This is a genomic window from Rhodoferax lacus, from assembly GCF_003415675.1.
Classification (GTDB): domain Bacteria; phylum Pseudomonadota; class Gammaproteobacteria; order Burkholderiales; family Burkholderiaceae_C; genus Allorhodoferax; species Allorhodoferax lacus.
In genome coordinates this window covers 44,001-62,652 of record NZ_QFZK01000010.1, presented here as the reverse complement: position 1 = coordinate 62,652, position 18,652 = coordinate 44,001, and the positions used below count along the sequence as shown (strand labels likewise).

Here is an 18,652-nt window from a genome sequence, read left to right as displayed (position 1 = left end):
AAGGAGACCCGCCATGCAGCGAATCACCCCTCTCGTGTTGCTCGCGGCCAGCCTGGTGAGTGCGCCGGCCTTTGCCCAGAAGACCCCGTTCGAAGGCTTGAGCCTGGGCCTCAATGTGGGGCTGGATTCAGGCACCACCGAGTTGGGCGTGGGTGACAACCAGATCAATGGCCTGGGCTGGACTTCGCAGGGGCTGGGCATCCAGGGTGCGTGGGGCTGGCCCGCAGGTGGCACGGCCATATTCTCATTGGGAGCCACCCTCAACCTGACCGATATCGCAGGGGGCAATGCCAACACCACGGCGGGATTTGCGGCATTGAAACGGCGCACCGCCTTTTCCGTCTATATGGAGCCAGGGCTCAAGCTCTTTGACCGCACGCTGGCCTACCTGAAGGTAGGCTATGAGGGCGCCAGCATGCACTTTGATGCCAGCACCGGAAGTGCCGACCAGTACATCGAGGGCGCTGGCTACGGCCTGGGATTGCGCTCCTTCGTTGACAAACACATCTACCTGCAGGCCGAGGTCAAGCAGGTGTTCTACAGCAGCACCAACCTGCCCGGCCAGTCCAACAGTTTCAAGTCTTCGGGTACGCAGGGCTTGCTGGGCTTGGGCTATCAGTTTTAAGGGGGCTGGGGAAGGACGCCTCAGACCTGGAGCGCACCTCGATCATCAGCGTGGCAATGTCGATGTGCAGGGCCTGCGCCAGGTCTTGCACCAGTGCCACCGACGGGTTGGCCGTGCCGCGTTCAATCCGGCACACATAGACCCGGTTGATGCCGCAGACCGAGGCCAGGTCGGTCTGTGTCATGGCGGCAGCGCGCCTGTGCGATCGCACCTGCTGGCCAAGTGCCGCAAGGTACTTTTTATCCATGATGTTGACTTGCCGTCATGGCCGTTCCCCCTGGGTCAAGCGGCAGCGTCAGTTGAGGCCACCCGATTAATTTCGGGGCAATGTACACCCAATCACACACTTTGGCCAAGAACTTGCCCGTGGGCTGGCTGAGCCCCCCACGGGGCGCCGGTTGCGATATCGCAATGGGTTGCCCAGCCGCCAATCCTAGGATGCCCTGGGCCCTACGATCTGAAAAAGGAGAACACCATGAAGAGTGACGATATGTTGAAGGCGGACATCAGCCGGGAACTGGCATGGGACCCGGCCATCCATGCAGCCCAGGTGGGCGTTGCCGTGAAGGACGGCGTGGTCACTCTGACCGGGCACCTGGACACCTATGCCGAGAAGTTCGCCATCGAAAAAGCCGCGGGGCGGGTGCAGGGCGTCAAGGCCCTGGCAGTGGAGATGGATGTGAGGCTGGCACCCAACCACAAGCGCAACGACACCGAGATTGCCGCTGCGGCCGAGGCCGCCTTCCAGTGGCACACCCAGATCCCGGCGGACCGCATCCAGGTGCGGGTGGAAAAGGGCTGGGTCACGCTCAAGGGCGAGGTGGACTGGGACTACCAGCGCCAGGCCGCCGCCAAAGCCGTACGGGCGCTGACCGGGGTGGTGGGCGTGAGCAACACCATCAGCCTGAAATCGGCCGTGCCCGCCAGTGATGTGGCCATGCGTATCCGCGACGCCCTGACCCGCCACGCCCAGCGCGAGGCCAAGGACATCACGGTGGAGGTGAAAGGCTCGGTAGCCACCCTGCATGGCAAGGTGGATTCATGGCCCGAGCGCGCCGCCGTGTTCGGCGCCGTGTGGTCGGCACCGGGCATCAGCAGCGTGGTCAACGAATTGACGGTGCGGCCCTGAGGACAGAGGGCATTTTTTTGAACGCATGGCGGGCCTCAGCCCATGGTGCGCTTGAGCAAGGGGCGCAACTGTTCCAGGGTGCGGGTGTTGAGCACGTCGCTGGCCTCCAGCCAGCCGCGCCGGGCCTGGCTGATGCCATGGCGCAGGTTGTCGAACTGAAGATGGCTGTGTGCATCGGAATTGATGCTGACCAGCACACCCGCGTCCTTGGCCATGCGGCAGGCCGTGTCATCCAGGTCCAGGCGCGCGGGGTGGGCGTTGAGTTCCAGAAAGCAGCCGCGCTCAGCCGCCTTGCGTATCACCTGGGCCAGGTCCAGGTCACAGGCCTGGCGCTCATTGATCAGCCGCCCTGAGGGGTGCGCCAGCAGACTGAAGCAGGGGCTGTCCATGGCGCGCAGCAGGCGCTGGGTCTGCTGCGCTCGGCTCAGACCAAAGCCGCTGTGGATGGCACCCACCACCAAGTCGAGCCGGCGCAGCACGGCTTGCGGCAGGTCCAGGCTGCCGTCTTCCAGAATGTCTACCTCCACGCCCTTGAGCAGCACAAAGTCCCGCAGACCCGCGTTGACCGCATCGATGCGGTCGATCTGCCGGGACAGGGCGTCAGCATCCAGCCCATGCAACAGGGCCAGGCGTTTGGAGTGGTCGGTGATGGCCAGGTAGTGCAGGCCCTGGGCGCGTGCGGCCTCGGCCATGGCCTGCAGGCCGTCGTGGCCATCACTGTCTTTGGTGTGCGCGTGCAGGTCGCCCTGCAGGTCGGACCGCTGCACCAGACGGGGCAACGTGCCGGCAGCGGCCGCGGCGATTTCACCACGGTCCTCGCGCAATTCAGGCTCGATGTACGGCAGGCCCAGCGCGGCATAGACAGCCGCCTCGCTGTCGCCTGCCACGCGCTGGCGGCCCCGGTAGAGGCCATATTCGTTGAGCTTGAGGCCCTGCTCCTGCGCCCGTTGGCGCAGCGCGATGTTGTGTGCCTTGGAGCCAGTGAAGTACAGCGACGCCGCCCCCAGGCTGACGGGTGCCACGGCCCGCAGGTCCACCTGCACGCCGCGCTTGAGCACCACGCTGCAGCGGGTGATGCCTTTTTGCAGCACGCGCTGCACCTCAGGCCCCTCAGCCAGATGGTCCATGACGGCACGCGGCGCATCGCAGGTGACCAACAGGTCGATATCGCCCACCGTCTCTCGGCCCCGGCGCAAGCTGCCTGCGGCCAAGGCCGTGTGCACACCCGGCAGGCTGGCCAGATCGGCCAACAGGGCCTGGGCCTGCGGCTCCAGATCGGCGTGCTTGTAACGCGGTGCCTCCAGCAGCAGGGTGTTGGTGGCCTCCAGAATGCGTTGTTCGCTGCGGCTTCCAAAACCGTGCACCGTCTGCACGCGTTTCTCTTGCGCCGCCTGGCGCAGCTGGGCCAGTGTTGCAATGCCCAGCTCCTGGTGCAGCAGGCGCACGCGCCTGGGGCCCAAGCCTGGTATCTTCAACAACTCAGACAGGCCAACCGGCAACTCCTGGCGCAGCCGCTCCAGCAAGGCGCAGCTTCCGGTGGCCACGATCTCCACAATCTTAGCCGCCAAGTCCGGCCCAATGCCGGGCAAGGCGTCCAGACTCTCAGGCTCGGCCACCATGGTGCTGACATCCCGCCCCAACTCACCCAACATGCGCGCGGCATTGCGGTAGGCGCGCACGCGGAACGGGTTGGCGTTTTCAATCTCCAGCAGGTCGGCAATTTCCGTGAAGACCGCCACCACGTCGGCGTTGGCAATGGGCATGGACGCGCGTATTGCCTTTTAGTTCGGGGCTATCTTGCGCACGGTGTAGCTCCACTTGTCCACAAGGTACAGGTATTTGCCGTCAGACGTTATACCCAAGGGGTATTTGAGGTGCGCCTGACCACCCAGGCCGTCGGTATAGTCATACGCCTGGCTTGGGTTCACAAGCGGCGTGGGGATTCCGTTGTCCGTGCCATCCGCACGGATGCGGGCCACTTGGTTGGCTGCCAGCGCGGAAATATATATATAGGTTCCGTCCGTCACCAGGGACGTGGACAGGGAGAGTCCATAACGCACCCTAAACGGTTTGAAATTGGGATTGCTGGCCTGGATGCTGTCTAACAAGGCCTTGTTGTCCGTATCGAACTGGTCATGGCTGCCGTCGTCTTCAGCATAGAACAACTCCAGCGTGCTGACCGTCTGTGCTGCCAAGTCCACTTTGCGCAGCGTGTGGTCCAGGGTGCCGGTCAGCATATACAGGTTGTTGCCATTGACGGCGATGCTCAGGATGATCCGTTTGATGAAGGCAGTGGCAAAGCTTCCATCCGCATTGCCTATGACGCCGTTCTCTCCCAACCTTCCCAGAATCGTGGTCACCATGCCCGTTGCCAAGTCGAGTTTGCGCAACAGGTTCAGGTCACCAAAATACAGCGTCTTTCCATCATCCGACAAGGCCAGGGCCCGCAGGTTGAATAGGGTGTTGGTGTTATCCGTCGGTGGTGGACTTGCGCCCAGAGTGATATCGGTACCCTTGCCGTCAGCCCACGTCGTTCCGCTGCGACAGATGCCGCCCTGGCCTGCGATCGTGGTCACTTTCTTTGTGGATATTTCTATCTTGCGTATGGCGCAGTTGTACATGTCGCCGACGTACAGATATTTTCCATCGGTGACGATGCCTTCCAGATCGTTGAACTTGGCACCGCCCGAACCGGCCGCGTCGTCGGCGAAGCCACTGACTCCACCATCCAGAAAATTGCTGGTGGAATAGTCCGACAGACTGATTTTGCGGATCGCGTTTGCCTCACCTTCTGTCAGATACAGATGGGTTCCATCCGTTGCCAAAAAGTGGGGGCTGCTCAATATGCTGCCTGAAGGCAAACCGCCCTTGAATACATGCGTGGTGTCACTGGCATCACCCGCAACGGTGCTGACCGTTACGCTGGCCGGCAACGCTGCAGCGGCCACGGTGGCAAACAGTGTTCCCGATGGAAGCTTGCCCAGCCCCAGGCACGTGACACGCGGGCCTGTTGTGAAAGGCAATGTGCCAGACCCGTTGACAACCGTGCAGTTCTGCGTAGCAGGTTGCGTGCGCACCGTGACGTTGTAGGCCGCACCATTTGCATAGCGCTGGGCAAAGGTGAAGGCTCCGTTGCCGGGCACGGTCAGGGCCGTGCTGGCGTCGGCATTGTTGACCAGAACCAGCGGGTTGTTGGCCACCAGCCCCGACACCGTGCCGCCCAGGCTCAAGGTGCTGGCACCGGCTGCGCCGGCTGTGAAGTCACTGCCAGCGCCACTGTCATTGCGCCCACCGCAGGCGCTCAGCAACAAGAGACACATGGCGAGAACACTGGAAAGAACCTGCGTACGGACGACCACTTGCCGGACACACCGGCCCTGAAAGGTTTGCATCGATTGCATGGGAATCTCCGAATTTTTGTACTTGTAGAAATGCTTCGGGACGCAGCGCCAAGGTGCTTCCTGCAATGAATACCTTGGCCACAGGCAATGCAGTTTGAAGCGCCGATTGCTCGAAGGATTGCGAAAGCGCAATCGCGCAATGGGTTCAATTCCTATATTTGCAAGGTCCACCAAACTTGGAGAAGACCATGCGAATCTGGAAGAAGTTGCTGAGTGTTCTGGCTGTGCTGTGTATGGCGTCAAGCGCTGCGCTTGCCGCTGAGATGTCAGAGTTGTCGTATGTGGAGCCCGGAGGCTATCTGAGCGGTGGCGTGGGCATTGACAACCGGCAGGCCATGCGTGAGCGCGGCAAGCACTACAACCTGCACCTGGCCTTTGCGCAGGCCCGCACCGGCGAATACCTGACGGGCCTGTCGGTCAGCATCCGCAGGCAAGGCCACAAGGAAGCGGATGCGCACTACACCGACGTGGGCCCCTGGCTGTATGTGCGGCTGCATCCCGGCCACTACCGCATCCGTGCCGAATACCGGGGCAAGACCCGTGTGCTCAACACCGATGTGGGAGGCAAGGGCGTGAACCACGTGATGTACTGGCCCTGATGGTGGCAAAGAATTCCGCGCCGTCGCTTTGCCCGAGTTCATAGGCAGCCTGCAGGGCCTTGTCGTCGGTGTAGTCCCATGTGCCCACGGGCACCGGGCTGGAGGGCTGCACATAGAGGGTTCCGGGCTGCGGTTGCAGGCGACGGAATGGCCGCGTCAGCAGCACCAGGGTGTGCCCCTGGGCTTGACCGTCAGGGCCGGTGGGAACGGTGCCCACCAATCCGCCATCCAACACGGGCATGCCGTCTGCATGCATCAGGGGCGTGAGCGGTGGTACGCAGGACGAGGCCACGATCAGGTCAGCGAGTTCTTGCGGGGTGTGGCAGTCGCGCACCGATACATGGACGGGCCGAAAGCCCAGCCTGCGGGCTGCAGCGGCCTCCAGCTTGTGGCTGTTCAAGGCATCCACACCGGCGCTGACAGCACCCAGCACCACGGCCAGGCGCCCTGGCGCCCAGGCCGGTGGACGGGCAACCACAATCTGGATGTCCGGGCCCTGGTGCAAACGTTCCAGGGCCGCAGCGTTGATGCTGGCCAGAATAGCGGCGCGGTACATGGCACCATGCGGAAACACGGGTTTGGCCTTTAGCAGGTTGCGCACATACAGGTTGTAGGGATTGCGCAGCACGGCGCGTTTGTGGCCTTCAAAGCCGCTCTCGAAGGTGCCGGCAAACAGCACGCAGGCCATGGCTGCGCCGGCGCTGACGGCTGTCACGCGCAATGGGCGCAATTGCATGGCCGACTCAATAACCGACCAGAACCCGGCCTGCCAGAAGCAGCGGTTGCCGCCACCGGAAAACACGATGGTGTCAAAGTGCATGCGCGCCGGATCAGCCCCGAACCACCAGCACTGCCACAGGGCTGTGCTGCAAAACACTTTGTGCCACGCTGCCCATGACCAGCTTGTCCAAGCCGCTGCGGCCGTGCGACCCCATCACGATCAGATCGGACGCGGTGCCCTGGACCGTGTCCAGGATAGCGCGCCAGGTCTTGGAGGCATCCACCACCAAGCCTTCCACAGTGAGCCCGGCATCGGCGGCGAGTTTGCGCGCCGCGTCCACCGTATTTTTGGTCTCGGTGCGAACGGCGTCTACGTATTGCATCTGCGCATAGCCGTAGTCAGGCCCGGCGACGATGAAGGGGAAGGGGTCATACACGCTGACCACCGTCATGCTGGCCCCCAACACTTTGGCCATATCGATGGCGGTCATCAGTGCGGCCTTGGACGTGGGGGAACCGTCCACAGGCACCAGCAATTTCTTGAACATGGTGGCTCTCCTGACTGTGGGTTGATAGACACCGGCAGTGTGGGGGCCGCCTCCCATGGGCTGCATGCGAATTCGCAAACCGGGCGCAATTGGAGGGGGCTAAAAAGGCCACCGGGAGCCGTCAGACTCCTGTGGCCCGCACCGGTTATGCTGGGACTGTCACGAATCGTTCATGTGATTGCTCGACCATTCCGTCTTCACACACCTACAAGCCATTCATGCAAAGCACCACTACCGTCGCTGCCCCTTTCAAGCCGTTGCAGGGTTCTGCCCACTTCCGGTTTTGTTCCGGGAAATGCCAGAGCACACGCCCGCCTGAAGGCGGCGTGGAACTGACCCCCGGAAAATGGCGCTGCGGTGCCTGCTGGATTGAGCTGTCCCGCAAGCGGCAATAGCACGCAAGGGCGTGCCTGGCGGCGCACCCAAGGTCGTGAATACCGGCCATTTCAAGGCATTGAAACGGCACCGCTGGTCAACAATAGCGCATGTCCAATTTGCAAGCGCAGGCCACCATGGAAATGCAGAACCCACAGATGCTCTCCCAACAGGATTTGGCCAAGCGCTGGGGCCAGTCGGTGTGTGCCATAGGCCTGTACAGCGCCGTCGGCCTGGGGCCCAAATACGTCAAGCTGGACGGCGCCCTCAGGTACCCTGTGGAAGAGGTGCAAAAGTACGAGCGTGCCCGCCTGATGCACTAGCCAGCAGGGTCTGTGCCCGCAGCAGGCGGCTGTCGGACGGCTGCCCCGGCGCCTGCAAGGCCTCCAGCGCCTGCTGCAGCGTGCCCTCCAGTGCCTTCAGGGTGCTGATATCCACAAAGGTGATAACTACGCCGTCGATGCGGTTGTCCTGCGTGCGGTAGGGCATGATCCGGACGTTGAACCAGCGCTGGCCGGCGCCCTCCACCGCCACTTCCTTGAAGACCAGGGTGCGCAAAACTTCCTGTGCATCCCGGGCCAGGTCTGCGTAGTTCAGTGCCGTCACCAGATCGGTGATGGGCCGCCCCACATCGCTGGCAATGAGTTTGAAGATGCCGCAGGCCTGGGTGGTGAAGCGGCGCACATGCATCTGGTCATCCAGAAACAGGGTGGCAATGTCGGTGCTGTTGAGCAGGTTCTTCATATCGTCGCTGGACTGCGACATCTCCCCCACCTTGAAGGTCAGCTCGCGGTTGAGCGACTGCAGCTCTTCGTTCATGGACTGCATTTCTTCCTTGGAGGTGGTGAGCTCCTCGTTGGCGCTTTGCAGTTCTTCGTTGGTGCTTTGCAGCTCCTCGTTGCTGGACTTGAGCTCCTCCTGCGAGGCCTGCATCTCGTCGCGCGTGGTGCGCAACTCATCCCGCACATGCTGCATCTCGGAGGCCAGCGTGCTCAGCCGGTCATCCTGCACTGCGGGCTGGGGAACCCTGGCAGACGGTGCAGCGGCGTCGGCAAAAACCACCAACACCATGCCGGACAGGGTTGGCGGCGCCAGCAGCGGCTGCACCGTGACATCCACCCACTGCGTACCGGCCCGGCCAGCCACCTGCACGGCCTGGCGCCCTATCGGCTTTTGTTCGCGCACGGCCTTGGGGAAGATTTCATTCAGCACGGCCGACAGTCCCTCCCTGGCCATGGAGAACAGGCTCATGCTGGCCTTGCCTGCGGCAGGCTCCAGGTACATGCCGGCCTTGCCGCACAGGTACACAATCTCGCCCCGGGCGTTGGTCAGCACGGCCGAGGGGGCAAAGCTCTGCAGCAACAACGCCTGGGTGAGCTGGTGCAGCTCCGGGGCTTTTTGCGGGGTGGAGGGCTCTTCGCTGGCTGCTGCACCCACGCCGGGGCGGGGGCGGCTGAAGACCGGGGGAAAGTCCGCGGGATCGTAGCTGGTGGCCACATTGCGGCGCTGGTACAGCCGGGTGCGCCCGGGCAATGCAGAAAACAGGCTGCTGTTCTCGCCCACGGTTTCAGAGTTGCCCAACACCAGGATGCCGTTGGCGCGCAGGCTGTAGTGGAACAGGGGCAGCAGTTTGCGCTGCAGGTCGGACTCCAGATAGATCAGCAGGTTGCGGCAGCTCAGCAGGTCGATGTTGGTAAAGGGCGGATCCATCACCACGTTCTGCTGCGAGAACACCACCATGCCGCGTATGTCGCGCCCGACGCGGAAGACGCCGTCTTCCTGCACAAAAAAGCGCTGCAGACGCGCCTCGGACACATCGGCAGAAATATTGGCGGGATAGACGCCAGTGCGCGCCAGCTGGATGGCGTCCGGGTCCAGGTCGGTGGCAAAGATCTGCAGGGCATAGTGCACATCGGGCTTGCACTGGTCCAGCGCTTCGCGGAAAACCATGGCCAGGGTGTAAGCCTCTTCGCCAGTGGAGCAGGCGGGAATCCAGGCACGCAGGGTGCCCCCGCCGGGCATAGCGGCCAGCAGGGCGGGAATGCAGTCGGACTTGAGCTGCTCCCACACCTCGGCCTCGCGGAAGAAGCGCGTGACGCCGATCAGCAGCTCCTTGAACAGCTGGCTGGCCTCCTGTTTGTTTTGCCGCAGGAACCGCAGGTAGTCGCCCAGGCGGGGCAACTGGTGCAGGGCCATGCGGCGCTCCACGCGGCGGTACACGGTGCTCTTTTTGTAGAGCGAAAAGTCCTGCCCGGTTTGCAGGCGCAGCACAGCAATCACCTTGTCCAGATCGGGCTCGTCGCCGCCACCGGCCTCGGGCGCCATCTTCGCCTGCCAGGGCTCGAATGTGCGGTAGGACAGCACCCGCTGCGCCAGCTCCTGCGGCGAGGCCACCACGTCAGCCAGCCCGGCTGCGATGGCGCTGCGCGGCATGCTGTCAAAGGCTGCGGTGATGGGGTCCTGCACAAACACCGAGCCCGAGGCCTCGCGTATGGCGCGCAGGCCCAAGGTGCCGTCCGAGCCCGTGCCGGAGAGGATGACGCCTATGCTGCGCGCGCGCATGTCGGCTGCCAGCGCACGAAAAAAGAAGTCAATCGGCAAGCGCGGGCCGTGCTGCCGCATGGGCTCCAGCAGCAGCAGCCGGCCCTGCAGCAGGGAGAGGTCCTGGTCCGGGGGGATGACATACACATGGTCTGGCTGCACCAGCATCTGGTCGGCTGCCTGCAGGACCGGCATGGGCGTGCTGCGCTGGAGGATTTCCACCAGTTGGCCGTCGTGGGTCGGGTCCCTGTGCTGGACGATGACAAAGGCCATACCCGAGGCGGGCGGCACCCCGCCCAGGAAAAGTTGCAGGGCCTGCAACCCACCCGCGGATGCGCCAATCCCCACCAGGGGGAATGACGGCGCTTGGGGCTGGGCTTGTGGGGGTTGAGGCCCTGCGGAGGCGTTGCTACTGGATGGCAATGGGTTTCGCTTCGGCCTTGGGTGAGTTTGCCTTCTTGGGCAAGTCCAGGGTGAGCACGCCGTCGGCGTATTTGCCGGTGGCCTTGCTCTCGTCAATATCCTGGTCCAGCGCAAAGGTGCGGGAGACGGCACCGTAGTAGCGCTCGTTGAACACCGTCTTGCCATCGGCCTCTTTCTTCTCGGAGGCCTCCTGGGTCTTGGCTTCGATGTTCACCACATTGCCTTCGATGCGGACGTTGATGTCCTCCTTCTTCATGCCAGGGAGGTCGGCGCGCACTTTGTAGGCGCCATTTTTTTCAACCACATCCACATTCACATGCATGCCGCCCAGCAGGTTGTCACGCATGCGCAGCGAGTTGGCAAAGCGGCGCGTCATGGCGTCCAGCGAGAGGTTGAAGGATGGGTCCAGCAGCGACAGACCGGGGCGCAACATGGCGTCCATCAGCCGGTCATCCATGCCCCAGGGTTGGGCCATCTGACGGAACAGCGACTGGAAGGTATCGGGCACCGTGGTGTTGGTAAGGCTTAGGCGGCTCATAGGGACTCCTGATAAAAAATGGACGGCGGAGGTCCATTGTTTTCAGCACGCCAAACATGCTAATTGAGAATTCGCAATCGGCACAGGTGCCGGGGCCAAATGTCATATTGAGAGCACGCGCGCAGCCTTGCCGCTGGTGCCGCGCGGCAGTTCCACCCCACTGCGCGTATGAATGCGGATACGTGCTGCGCCCTGCATGTCAAAAAAGCGCTGCAGTGCCCGGCATGCCTTGCGCAGGCTGGCCTGTGCGTGCGCGTCCTTTTGCGGCACCGCAAGTTCCAGCGTTGCATCGTCTTGCTGGCGCAACTGGAACGCGAACAGACCGGCCTGCTCTTCCAGCACCGTGGTCAGCGCCAGCGGCACGATCACCACCGGCACACCCTGCCTGCCGCGCAGCCGCAGCGGCGGATCGTTGCGGCCGCTGACCTGTATGACCGGAAAGGGTGAACCGCAGGCACACGGGCTGTGGACCAGCGTGATCTGGTCACCCAGGTCGTAGCGCACCAGCGGCTGAACGCGGTTGCCCAGGTGCGTGAGCAAGGTGGTGGCCGAGGCGTGTCCTGGCGGCACCGGTTGGTGGTTTTCATCCACCGGCTCCAGAATCAGCCAGTCGGTGTTGGCGTGCATTTGGCCCCGTGCGCATTCGGAGGCGATGCTGAAAAATTCGGACGCACCATAGTGGTTGCGCACCGCGCATTGGAAGACTTCGGCAATGCGTTCGCGTGCCGCGCCACTCAGTGTTTCGCCACCGGTCCAGACCTCGCTCAACTTGAGCTTGAGCTTGCCCAGCGCCTGTTGTTCGGCCAGCAGCGTGGCCACGGTGGGGTAGGTGCTGAGGATGGTGGGCGCAAAGGCATTGAGTTGCTGCACCAGGCTGTTCAGTGGCTGCAGGATGCTCAGGCAGTGCGTGGCCTGCGCGGCCCAGGGGTTGATGTGTTTGAGCCTGCGCACCGACACGATGCTGGCGAAATGCCCTTCGGTGGCCGCCACAAGGGCCATGCGTTCACTGCAGTACAGCGGGTCCAGCCAGCGCCTGGAGACGCACGGCGGGCTGCGCCGTATGGACTCCAGTGCGTCGTAGATAGCCATGGCGCAGCGGTCCTGCACAAAGATGCCCGGCGTGCCGCTGGAGCCCGAGCTCTCCCACACCGTGTACTGGCCAAGAAAGGGCTCGGCAATGCGCGTGGGGTCTGCGGTAAAGGCCTGCAGGTCTGGCAGGCGCAGCTGCGGGTCGGTTACCCATTCGTCAAAGCGCTGCATCAGCTCGGCCTTGGTGACCACCGGAAGCTGCTGCAAGGATGTGATGCCATGGCCCCTGCCACGCAGGTGCGCGGCGTACAGGGTGTTGCCAAGGGCGAGCTCCCGCAGCAGGCGGTCCAGGCGCTGCGCCTGGCGCAGTGCAAGCTCCCGGCGGCTGCAGCGGTTGGCGGCCAGCACATCCAGTGCGGCAGCACCCAGCAAAAAACAATCCATGGCAGATGGCATGCACGCCAGTGTTGACGACGGGGCCACAGCGAAGCTGCGAATTGTCAACAAGCCAAAAGCTGGTGTGATTCCAATCGGACCCAGTGGTGTGTTTCACCTGCATTTCTTCCCTGGAGGCTACTGACATGCAGAACGATGATGTGGAATTCAAGAAGACTGTGGGTCAACGCGTCAAGCGTTTGCGCCTGGGCAGCGGTGCCACCCAGGACACGCTGGCCGAGCGCTGCGGCATTTACCGCACCTACCTTTCGCGCATTGAGGCGGGTGCGGCCAACCCCACGCTGGTAGTGCTGGGTGCCCTGGCCGCTGCACTGAACGTGGACCTGTGCGAACTGTTTTGCGATTTTGAAAAAATGTCGGCGATGGGCTTGCAGCGCACCCACGGGGCAGCCAGCGCCAAGCCATGACGGACGTTGCGGTGCCATGAGCATCCGCAACCTGGAGCGGCTGTTCAACCCGGCCTCTGTGGCGGTGATTGGTGCCTCCATGCGGCCCGGGCGCGTGGGGAGCACGGTGTGGCGCAACCTGTTGGAGGGCGGCTTTGCAGGCCCGCTGTATGCCGTCAACCCGAAGTACACCGCGCTGGGCCGCATTGCCGTGGTGCCCCGTGTGCAAGACCTGCCGCAGGTGCCCGACCTGGCCGTGGTCTGCACGCCGCCCGACACCGTGGCGCTGCTGGTGCAGCAACTGGCCAGCTTGGGTACACGCGCGGTGGTACTGCTCACTGCCGGTCTGAGCGCGGCGCAACAAGCCGAGGTACTGGCAGCAGCCCAGCCCGCGCTGCTGCGCATTCTGGGGCCCAACTGCATTGGCCTGCTGTCGCCCTATGTGCATCTAAACGCCAGCTTTGCGCACCGCGATGCACTGCCCGGCGAGCTGGCCTTTGTCTCGCAGTCGGGCGCGCTGACCACGGCCATGCTGGACTGGGCCGAGGCGCGCGGCATCGGCTTCTCGCACTGCGTGTCCTTGGGCGAACACCTGGACATTGATTTTGGCGACATGCTGGACTACCTGGCCAGTGACGCCAGGACGCGCGCCATCCTGCTGTACATCGAATCGGTCACAGCGGCGCGCAAGTTCATGTCGGCCGCGCGCGCGGCGGCGCGCAACAAGCCGGTGATCGTAGTGAAGGCCGGGCGCTCCCGCAAAGGCCAACAGGCCGCGGCCTCGCATACCGGAGGGCTGGCGGGCAACGACCTGGTGGTCGACGCGGCCATTGCGCGGGCTGGCATGCTGCGTGTGGACAGCCTGGAACAATTGTTCGATGCCACGGAAGCCCTGGCGCGCTTTCGCGGCAACCAGGCCGACACGCTGACGCTGCTGACCAACGGCGGCGGTGCCGGTGTGCTGGCCGTGGACGCCGCCGAGCACCTCGGTGTGGAGCTGACGCAGCTCTCCAGCGCCACCCTGCACGCGCTGGACGCCTTGCTGCCGCCCAACTGGTCACACGGCAACCCGGTGGACATCATTGGTGATGCGCCGGTGCAGCGCTATGTGCAGGCCCTGCAGCTGCTGCTGGCCGATGCCGCCTGCGGCGCCGTGCTGATGATGCATGCACCCACGGCCATCGTGCCCAGTGCCGAGATTGCCCGCGCCCTGTTGCCGCTGGCCACACACAAGCCGCCGGCCCTGATGGCCTGTTGGCTGGGGGCCCAGGCGGTGCAGGAGGCCACCCGGCTGTTTCAGGGGGCCCGGGTGGCCAGCTACAGCACGCCCGAGCAGGCGGTGCGGGCCTTTGGTTTTGGCGTCACCTACCGGCGCAACCAGGCGCAGTTGCTGGAGGCGCCAAGTGCCAGGCCCGTGCAGCCCGAGGTGGACAGCCGCGGCACGCAGACCCTGGTGCAGCAGGTGCTGGCAGGCGGGCGCGAGATGCTGAGCGAGCTGGAAGCCAAGCACGTGCTGCAGGCCTATGGCATTCCGGTGGTGCCGACCCGCCGGGCTGACGCCACACCGCAGGCAGCGCAGCAGGCGGCCGCACAACTGGGCTGGCCGGTGGTGCTGAAAATTCTCTCGCCCGACATTTCGCACAAGTCCGATGTGGGCGGCGTGGCGCTGGACCTGGCCAGCGAAGACGCGGTGCACCGCGCCGCACAGCAGATGCTGGAGCGTGTGCGCGCGGCGCGGCCGGATGCGCGCATTGACGGCTTCACGGTACAGGCCATGGTGCACCGGCCGCAGGCCCATGAGCTGATTGTGGGCGCCAGCCTGGACCGGGTGTTTGGCCCGGTGATCCTGTTCGGGCAAGGCGGCACCGCTGTGGAAGTGGTGGCCGACCGCGCGGTAGCGCTGCCGCCCTTGAACGCACCACTGGCGCGTGCACTGATGGAGCGCACCCGGGTCTCGCGCTTGCTCAAGGGTTTTCGGGACACGCCTGCGGTGGACATGGAAGCGCTGCAGGGCGTGCTGCTGGCCGTCTCACAGCTGCTGGCCGATATACCCGAGCTGGCCGAGCTGGACATCAACCCGCTGCTGGCCGATGCCCATGGCGTGGTGGCGCTGGACGCGCGCATCAAGGTCAGCAGCACCGCTGCAGGTGGCGAGCAGCACTTTGCCATCCGCCCCTATCCGCAGCACCTGGCGGAGCCCTGCCGCTGGAATGGGCGCAGCCTGACGCTGCGCCCGATTCGCCCGGAGGACCAGGCCCAGCATCTGGCGTTCTTGCAGCAATTGGCACCCGAGGACGTTCGCATGCGCGTGTTCTTCAGCCAGCGCCATCTGGAGCCCAGCGAGCTGGCCCGCCTGACGCAGATTGATTACGCACGCGAGATGGCTTTTGTGGCGGTGGCCCCTGACCCCATGAACGCCCGGGGCCCGGAGCAGACGCTGGGCGTGGTGCGCGCCCTCAGCGACCCCGACAACATCGATGCCGAGTTCGCCATCATCGTGCGCTCGGACTGCAAGGGACGGGGCCTGGGCCACGTCCTGCTGGACAAGATGGTGCGCTATGCGCGTGCCAACGGCACGCAGAATCTGGTGGGCATGGTGCTGGCCGAGAATCTGGCCATGCGCCATCTGGCGCGCAGCGTGGGCTTTGTGGAGCGGCCTTCTGATGAGGCCAAAGTCTGCCGCCTGGTGCTCGCCTTGAACGGCAGCGGTACGGAGCTTAGTTGCCCAGCTCCATGAACAGGTCTTCGTCGGGGATGTCGGTATCTGACCTTGCGCCGTCGGATGACCGGCCGTTGGACTCAACGGTCACCACGTCATAGCGGCCTGTGGCCTCCAGAAACTGCGCCCAGCTGCGCACCAGTTGTTCCGACTCCTGCCAAGGACCCGGATCAATCTGGCGTTTGCGGATACCGTTTTGGGTAACCATGGATTTGGTGACGACGCGATACATGCTGCGATCTTATATTGATAAAACGTGCACCGCGCTTGAGGGGTATTCAATACATACCCCCTGGCTGGCATGCGCCCCCCGTTTTCGGGGGGCAGTGTTGCCCTCTATGCCTGCTGCAGCGAGGCCATGTCGATCACAAAGCGGTACTTCACATCGGCCTTGAGCAGGCGCCCGTAGGCTTCGTTGATGTCCTGTATGCGCACAATCTCGATGTCGGAGGTGATGCCGTGCTGGCCACAGAAATCCAGCATCTCCTGCGTCTCGGCGATACCGCCGATCAGCGACCCTGCAAGGGCCCGGCGGGCAAACACCAGCGGGCCGGTGTGGGCTTTCGCATCGGTGCCTCGCCGGAAGAGGGTGTGATTGCCCGTCGCCTCGTTCCGGTGCAACTGATCATTTGCGCCGCACCCTCCTATCTGGAGCGCCATGGCATGCCGCTGGGTCTGGATGAACTCTCAAAGCACCGCTGCAGCGTGTTCCGCCACCCCACCACAGGCCAGGTGCTGGGCCAGTTGGCAAACCTTTCGGCTGCACCCTATATCCGCTCAGGCCGGCTGGTGCCGGTGCTGCTGCCGCACCTGTGCGACCACTTCGGCCTGCATGTCTACTATGGCAGCCGGCGCGCACTGCCCAGACGCGTTCGTGCCTTTATCGACCTTGCGATCTCCCGCCTGCTGGACACTTCCGACATAGTGCTGTCTGCCAGGGAGCTCGCAGCAGCTCAGGATGCGCGGCGCGGCAAACGCAAACGCCCATAGCGAGTTCTGCTTGCTACGGGATGGGCCTGTTCAATCGTGCGCTTACCACAGGCCCCGGGGCGCCTCCATCCACAGAAGCTGTGTGCTGAGTTGGGGATAACTTGGCGGGAAACCTGCCAAACCCGCATGCCTGCTGGCTTTACACAGTCTGCCTAAAAACCATGCAGACAGTTTTTGGTTCGGTTATTTGCACAAATATTTTTAGCGCTTCCACTTTTTCTTGGCAGAAGCGTTGAGCGCAAGCTCACTTTGCGCACTGTGGCGCACACACGGCGTGCACTTTTCCAAAGAGCCTTCTGGACATCATCTGTGATCGCAGGCTGTGCTTGCCACACAGAAGGCAGGACATGGTCGCGTTGCCCGAATACGGAGTTGAGGGAAATGCAGAGCCGGGCTCCTTGGACTTGTAGCGCAAGCCGCTTGCAACAATAACCGTCGTCTCATCCCGAATGCTCATGTTGGGTCCCCTGTAGCCTGTGTCATCAAACCCGCAATAACTTCTTGTCGACCTTGTTCGAGGCATTCACCGGCAGTGCCTCGTAAAAGCGTACCAAGCGCGGCACCTTGTAGTTGGCCATGGCGGTGCGGGCCCAGGCGATAAGCTCGGCCTCGGACAGCGTGACGCCTTCGCGCAGCACCACACAGGCGCAACCCACCTCGCCCATGCGCTCATCAGCCACGCCGATCACTGCCACCTGGGCAATGGCCGGGTGCGGGCTGAGCAGCCGCTCCACCTCGGCCGGATAGACGTTGAAGCCGCCGGTGATGAACATGTCCTTGAGCCGGTCGGTGATGCGCAAATAGCCCCGCTCGTCCAGCACCCCCACGTCACCGGTGTGCAGCCAGCCGTCGGCATCAATCGCCTCGTGGGTGGCCTGCGGGTCTTCAAAGTAGCCCTGCATGACGTGGTAGCCGCGCAGCAGCACTTCACCCGCCTCGCCTGCGGCCACGCTCTGGCCCTGGCCGTCCACGCAGCGCACCTCGGTGCCCGGCAGAGCGCGCCCACAGGTGCCGGCCACGGTTTCCACGCTGTCGGAGGGGTCGCACACGGTGGCGCAGCCGCCGCACTCGGTCAGCCCGTAGGCAGTGGTGACGTTGGCAATGCCCAGCTCCTCGCGCATGCGGCTGATCAGCACCGGCGGCACGGTGGCCGCACCGGTAACGGCCGAGCGCAGAGAGGACAGGTCAAAGTCCTTGAGGCGGGGATGCGCCAGCATGGTCAGGAACAGGGTGGGCGGCCCGGGCATGAAGCTGATGCGGTCGCTGGCAATGCGGGCCAGCACGGCATCGGCATCAAACACCTGCTGCGGATACACGGTGGCACCGCGGATGAAGGCGGCCACCCAGCCGGCCTTGTAGCCAAAGGTGTGGAAGAAGGGGTTGACGATGAGGTAGCGGTCCAATGCACCCAGGCCTACCACTTGGGACCATTCCTCAAAGGCGCGGATGGTGGGGCCATGGGCCGCCATCACGCCCTTGGGCCGCCCGGTGGTGCCAGAGGTGAACATCAGGTCGGCCGTGCTGTTGGCGCTGAGCGTGCGTTCGCGCGCCTCCACCAGGGCCGGGTCGGTGGCTGCACCGCTGGCCAGAAAACCATCCCAACCCAGCGTGCCGTCGGCAGCACCCTGGGGGGATGGCGCCTGGCGCAACACCACCAGGTGCTCCAGTGATGCGGGGCGCAGGCCCTTGAGCAGCGCGGGGTAGTTTTGCCCCAGAAAGTCGCCAATGCAAAACAGCAGCCGGGTGCCGCTGCGCGCCAGAATGTCGGCCGCCTCGGGCCCCTTCATGCGCGTGTTGATGGGCACCAGCACGGCCGCTGCCGCATGGATGCCGCAGGCCGCAACAATCCACTCGTGCAGATTGGGCGCCCAGATGGCCACGCGCTCGCCGGCTTGCACGCCATGCGCCAGCAGCGCCCGGGCCACCGCCTGGCTGCGCTGCAGCAGGTCGGCGTAGCTGATGCGCACATCGCCGTCAATGATGGCGCTCTGCGCGCCATAGCGCGCTGCGGCCTGGCGGATCAGGGCGGGCAAGGTGGCGGGCAGGGGCCACGATGCGGCGGGCGCATCAGTGGTAGCAGTTGCAGCAGAGGCATCTGAGGCTGCAGAAGCAGCAGACGCAGCAAGGGACGCGGCCGCTGCGGGCAGCGAATCGGATAAACGGTTCATGGGAA

General features: G+C 64.0%; 16 protein-coding genes and 2 pseudogenes. 7 read left to right on the top strand and 11 right to left on the bottom strand.

The window, feature by feature from the left end; translation table 11 throughout:
• Positions 1-13 precede the first annotated feature (13 nt).
• Positions 14-625 carry an outer membrane beta-barrel protein gene (locus DIC66_RS15080; RefSeq protein ID WP_117178659.1) on the top strand — a complete coding sequence of 204 codons (612 nt, stop codon included), beginning with the start codon at positions 14-16 and terminating at the stop codon, positions 623-625.
• On the opposite strand, the gene DIC66_RS15075 is transcribed toward DIC66_RS15080, so the two are convergent.
• Positions 576-872 (bottom strand): helix-turn-helix domain-containing protein, encoded by a 297-nt coding sequence (locus DIC66_RS15075; RefSeq protein WP_117178657.1) that lies wholly within the window; start codon positions 870-872, stop codon positions 576-578. The genes DIC66_RS15080 and DIC66_RS15075 overlap by 50 nt on opposite strands.
• Positions 873-1,100: 228 nt before the next feature.
• On the opposite strand from DIC66_RS15075, the gene DIC66_RS15070 reads away from it, so the two are divergent.
• Positions 1,101-1,754, top strand: a complete 654-nt coding sequence (locus DIC66_RS15070) for a BON domain-containing protein (protein ID WP_117178655.1) — start codon at positions 1,101-1,103, stop codon at positions 1,752-1,754.
• A 35-nt stretch (positions 1,755-1,789) separates the two neighbouring features.
• Here the strand turns inward: DIC66_RS15070 and polX are convergent, their stop codons facing one another.
• Together polX and DIC66_RS15060 are read right to left on the bottom strand one after the other, a co-directional pair.
• Entirely contained in the window at positions 1,790-3,517 is a 1,728-nt protein-coding gene (gene polX / locus DIC66_RS15065) for a DNA polymerase/3'-5' exonuclease PolX (protein WP_117178653.1), read from the bottom strand.
• Between the two features lie 18 nt (positions 3,518-3,535).
• Positions 3,536-5,074: an NHL repeat-containing protein gene (locus DIC66_RS15060; protein WP_147321328.1), complete on the bottom strand. Its 1,539-nt coding sequence runs from the start codon at positions 5,072-5,074 to the stop codon at positions 3,536-3,538.
• A 269-nt stretch (positions 5,075-5,343) separates the two neighbouring features.
• On the opposite strand from DIC66_RS15060, the gene DIC66_RS15055 reads away from it, so the two are divergent.
• Positions 5,344-5,754, top strand: a complete 411-nt coding sequence (locus DIC66_RS15055; RefSeq protein ID WP_147321327.1) for a hypothetical protein — start codon at positions 5,344-5,346, stop codon at positions 5,752-5,754.
• On the opposite strand, the gene DIC66_RS15050 is transcribed toward DIC66_RS15055, so the two are convergent.
• Entirely contained in the window at positions 5,702-6,574 is an 873-nt protein-coding gene (locus DIC66_RS15050; RefSeq protein ID WP_117178646.1) for a patatin-like phospholipase family protein, read from the bottom strand. The two genes, DIC66_RS15055 and DIC66_RS15050, sit on opposite strands and share 53 nt — an antisense overlap.
• Positions 6,575-6,584: 10 nt before the next feature.
• The gene (locus tag DIC66_RS15045) at positions 6,585-7,022 is read right to left on the bottom strand and encodes a universal stress protein (RefSeq protein ID WP_158558918.1); all 438 of its coding nucleotides are present in this window, start codon (positions 7,020-7,022) and stop codon (positions 6,585-6,587) included.
• A gap of 485 nt (positions 7,023-7,507) precedes the next feature.
• Between DIC66_RS15045 and DIC66_RS15040 the strand changes: the two genes are divergently transcribed.
• Entirely contained in the window at positions 7,508-7,720 is a 213-nt protein-coding gene (locus DIC66_RS15040; RefSeq protein WP_117178642.1) for a hypothetical protein, read from the top strand.
• On the opposite strand, the gene DIC66_RS15035 is transcribed toward DIC66_RS15040, so the two are convergent.
• From DIC66_RS15035 to DIC66_RS15025, 3 genes are all read right to left on the bottom strand, one after another.
• Complete coding sequence (locus DIC66_RS15035; RefSeq protein WP_233505945.1) at positions 7,665-10,361, bottom strand: chemotaxis protein CheB; 2,697 nt, start codon at positions 10,359-10,361, stop codon at positions 7,665-7,667. The genes DIC66_RS15040 and DIC66_RS15035 overlap by 56 nt on opposite strands.
• Positions 10,348-10,899: an Hsp20/alpha crystallin family protein gene (locus DIC66_RS15030; RefSeq protein ID WP_117178638.1), complete on the bottom strand. Its 552-nt coding sequence runs from the start codon at positions 10,897-10,899 to the stop codon at positions 10,348-10,350. The genes DIC66_RS15035 and DIC66_RS15030 overlap by 14 nt, the downstream gene beginning before the upstream one ends.
• 102 nt (positions 10,900-11,001) lie before the next feature.
• On the bottom strand, positions 11,002-12,372 hold the full coding sequence (locus DIC66_RS15025; protein WP_233505944.1) for a phenylacetate--CoA ligase family protein: 1,371 nt from the start codon (positions 12,370-12,372) through the stop codon (positions 11,002-11,004).
• 137 nt (positions 12,373-12,509) lie between these two features.
• On the opposite strand from DIC66_RS15025, the gene DIC66_RS15020 reads away from it, so the two are divergent.
• Positions 12,510-12,791, top strand: coding sequence for a helix-turn-helix domain-containing protein (locus tag DIC66_RS15020; RefSeq protein WP_117178634.1), 282 nt, complete (start codon positions 12,510-12,512; stop codon positions 12,789-12,791).
• A 16-nt stretch (positions 12,792-12,807) separates the two neighbouring features.
• A complete protein-coding gene (locus tag DIC66_RS15015; RefSeq protein ID WP_117178632.1) occupies positions 12,808-15,507 on the top strand; it encodes a bifunctional acetate--CoA ligase family protein/GNAT family N-acetyltransferase in 2,700 nt (899 codons plus the stop codon).
• Here the strand turns inward: DIC66_RS15015 and DIC66_RS15010 are convergent.
• Positions 15,488-15,721 carry a hypothetical protein gene (locus DIC66_RS15010; protein ID WP_117178630.1) on the bottom strand — a complete coding sequence of 78 codons (234 nt, stop codon included), beginning with the start codon at positions 15,719-15,721 and terminating at the stop codon, positions 15,488-15,490. The two genes, DIC66_RS15015 and DIC66_RS15010, sit on opposite strands and share 20 nt — an antisense overlap.
• A gap of 104 nt (positions 15,722-15,825) precedes the next feature.
• Positions 15,826-16,119 (bottom strand): annotated as a pseudogene (locus DIC66_RS23135) (NAD(P)-dependent alcohol dehydrogenase); the annotation flags it as partial.
• On the opposite strand from DIC66_RS23135, the pseudogene DIC66_RS23130 reads away from it, so the two are divergent.
• Positions 16,036-16,479 (top strand): annotated as a pseudogene (locus DIC66_RS23130) (type 2 periplasmic-binding domain-containing protein); the annotation flags it as partial. The pseudogenes DIC66_RS23135 and DIC66_RS23130 overlap by 84 nt on opposite strands.
• Before the next feature lie 482 nt (positions 16,480-16,961).
• Here DIC66_RS23130 and DIC66_RS14995 read toward each other — a convergent pair.
• Entirely contained in the window at positions 16,962-18,647 is a 1,686-nt protein-coding gene (locus tag DIC66_RS14995) for a FadD3 family acyl-CoA ligase (RefSeq protein ID WP_117178624.1), read from the bottom strand.
• Positions 18,648-18,652: the final 5 nt, after the last annotated feature.

What these genes read in the sequence shown, in the direction of transcription:
- DIC66_RS15075 (WP_117178657.1), bottom strand. Translation starts at nt 872, where the DNA reads ATGGATAAAAAGTACCTTGCGGCACTTGGCCAGCAGGTGCGATCGCAC.
- DIC66_RS15040 (WP_117178642.1), top strand. Translation starts at nt 7,508, where the DNA reads ATGTCCAATTTGCAAGCGCAGGCCACCATGGAAATGCAGAACCCACAG.
- DIC66_RS15025 (WP_233505944.1), bottom strand. Translation starts at nt 12,372, where the DNA reads ATGGATTGTTTTTTGCTGGGTGCTGCCGCACTGGATGTGCTGGCCGCC.
- DIC66_RS15080 (WP_117178659.1), top strand. Translation starts at nt 14, where the DNA reads ATGCAGCGAATCACCCCTCTCGTGTTGCTCGCGGCCAGCCTGGTGAGT.
- DIC66_RS15050 (WP_117178646.1), bottom strand. Translation starts at nt 6,574, where the DNA reads ATGCACTTTGACACCATCGTGTTTTCCGGTGGCGGCAACCGCTGCTTC.
- DIC66_RS15030 (WP_117178638.1), bottom strand. Translation starts at nt 10,899, where the DNA reads ATGAGCCGCCTAAGCCTTACCAACACCACGGTGCCCGATACCTTCCAG.
- DIC66_RS14995 (WP_117178624.1), bottom strand. Translation starts at nt 18,647, where the DNA reads ATGAACCGTTTATCCGATTCGCTGCCCGCAGCGGCCGCGTCCCTTGCT.
- DIC66_RS15055 (WP_147321327.1), top strand. Translation starts at nt 5,344, where the DNA reads ATGCGAATCTGGAAGAAGTTGCTGAGTGTTCTGGCTGTGCTGTGTATG.
- DIC66_RS15045 (WP_158558918.1), bottom strand. Translation starts at nt 7,022, where the DNA reads ATGTTCAAGAAATTGCTGGTGCCTGTGGACGGTTCCCCCACGTCCAAG.
- polX (WP_117178653.1), bottom strand. Translation starts at nt 3,517, where the DNA reads ATGCCCATTGCCAACGCCGACGTGGTGGCGGTCTTCACGGAAATTGCC.
- DIC66_RS15015 (WP_117178632.1), top strand. Translation starts at nt 12,808, where the DNA reads ATGAGCATCCGCAACCTGGAGCGGCTGTTCAACCCGGCCTCTGTGGCG.
- DIC66_RS15020 (WP_117178634.1), top strand. Translation starts at nt 12,510, where the DNA reads ATGCAGAACGATGATGTGGAATTCAAGAAGACTGTGGGTCAACGCGTC.
- DIC66_RS15060 (WP_147321328.1), bottom strand. Translation starts at nt 5,074, where the DNA reads ATGTGTCTCTTGTTGCTGAGCGCCTGCGGTGGGCGCAATGACAGTGGC.
- DIC66_RS15070 (WP_117178655.1), top strand. Translation starts at nt 1,101, where the DNA reads ATGAAGAGTGACGATATGTTGAAGGCGGACATCAGCCGGGAACTGGCA.
- DIC66_RS15010 (WP_117178630.1), bottom strand. Translation starts at nt 15,721, where the DNA reads ATGTATCGCGTCGTCACCAAATCCATGGTTACCCAAAACGGTATCCGC.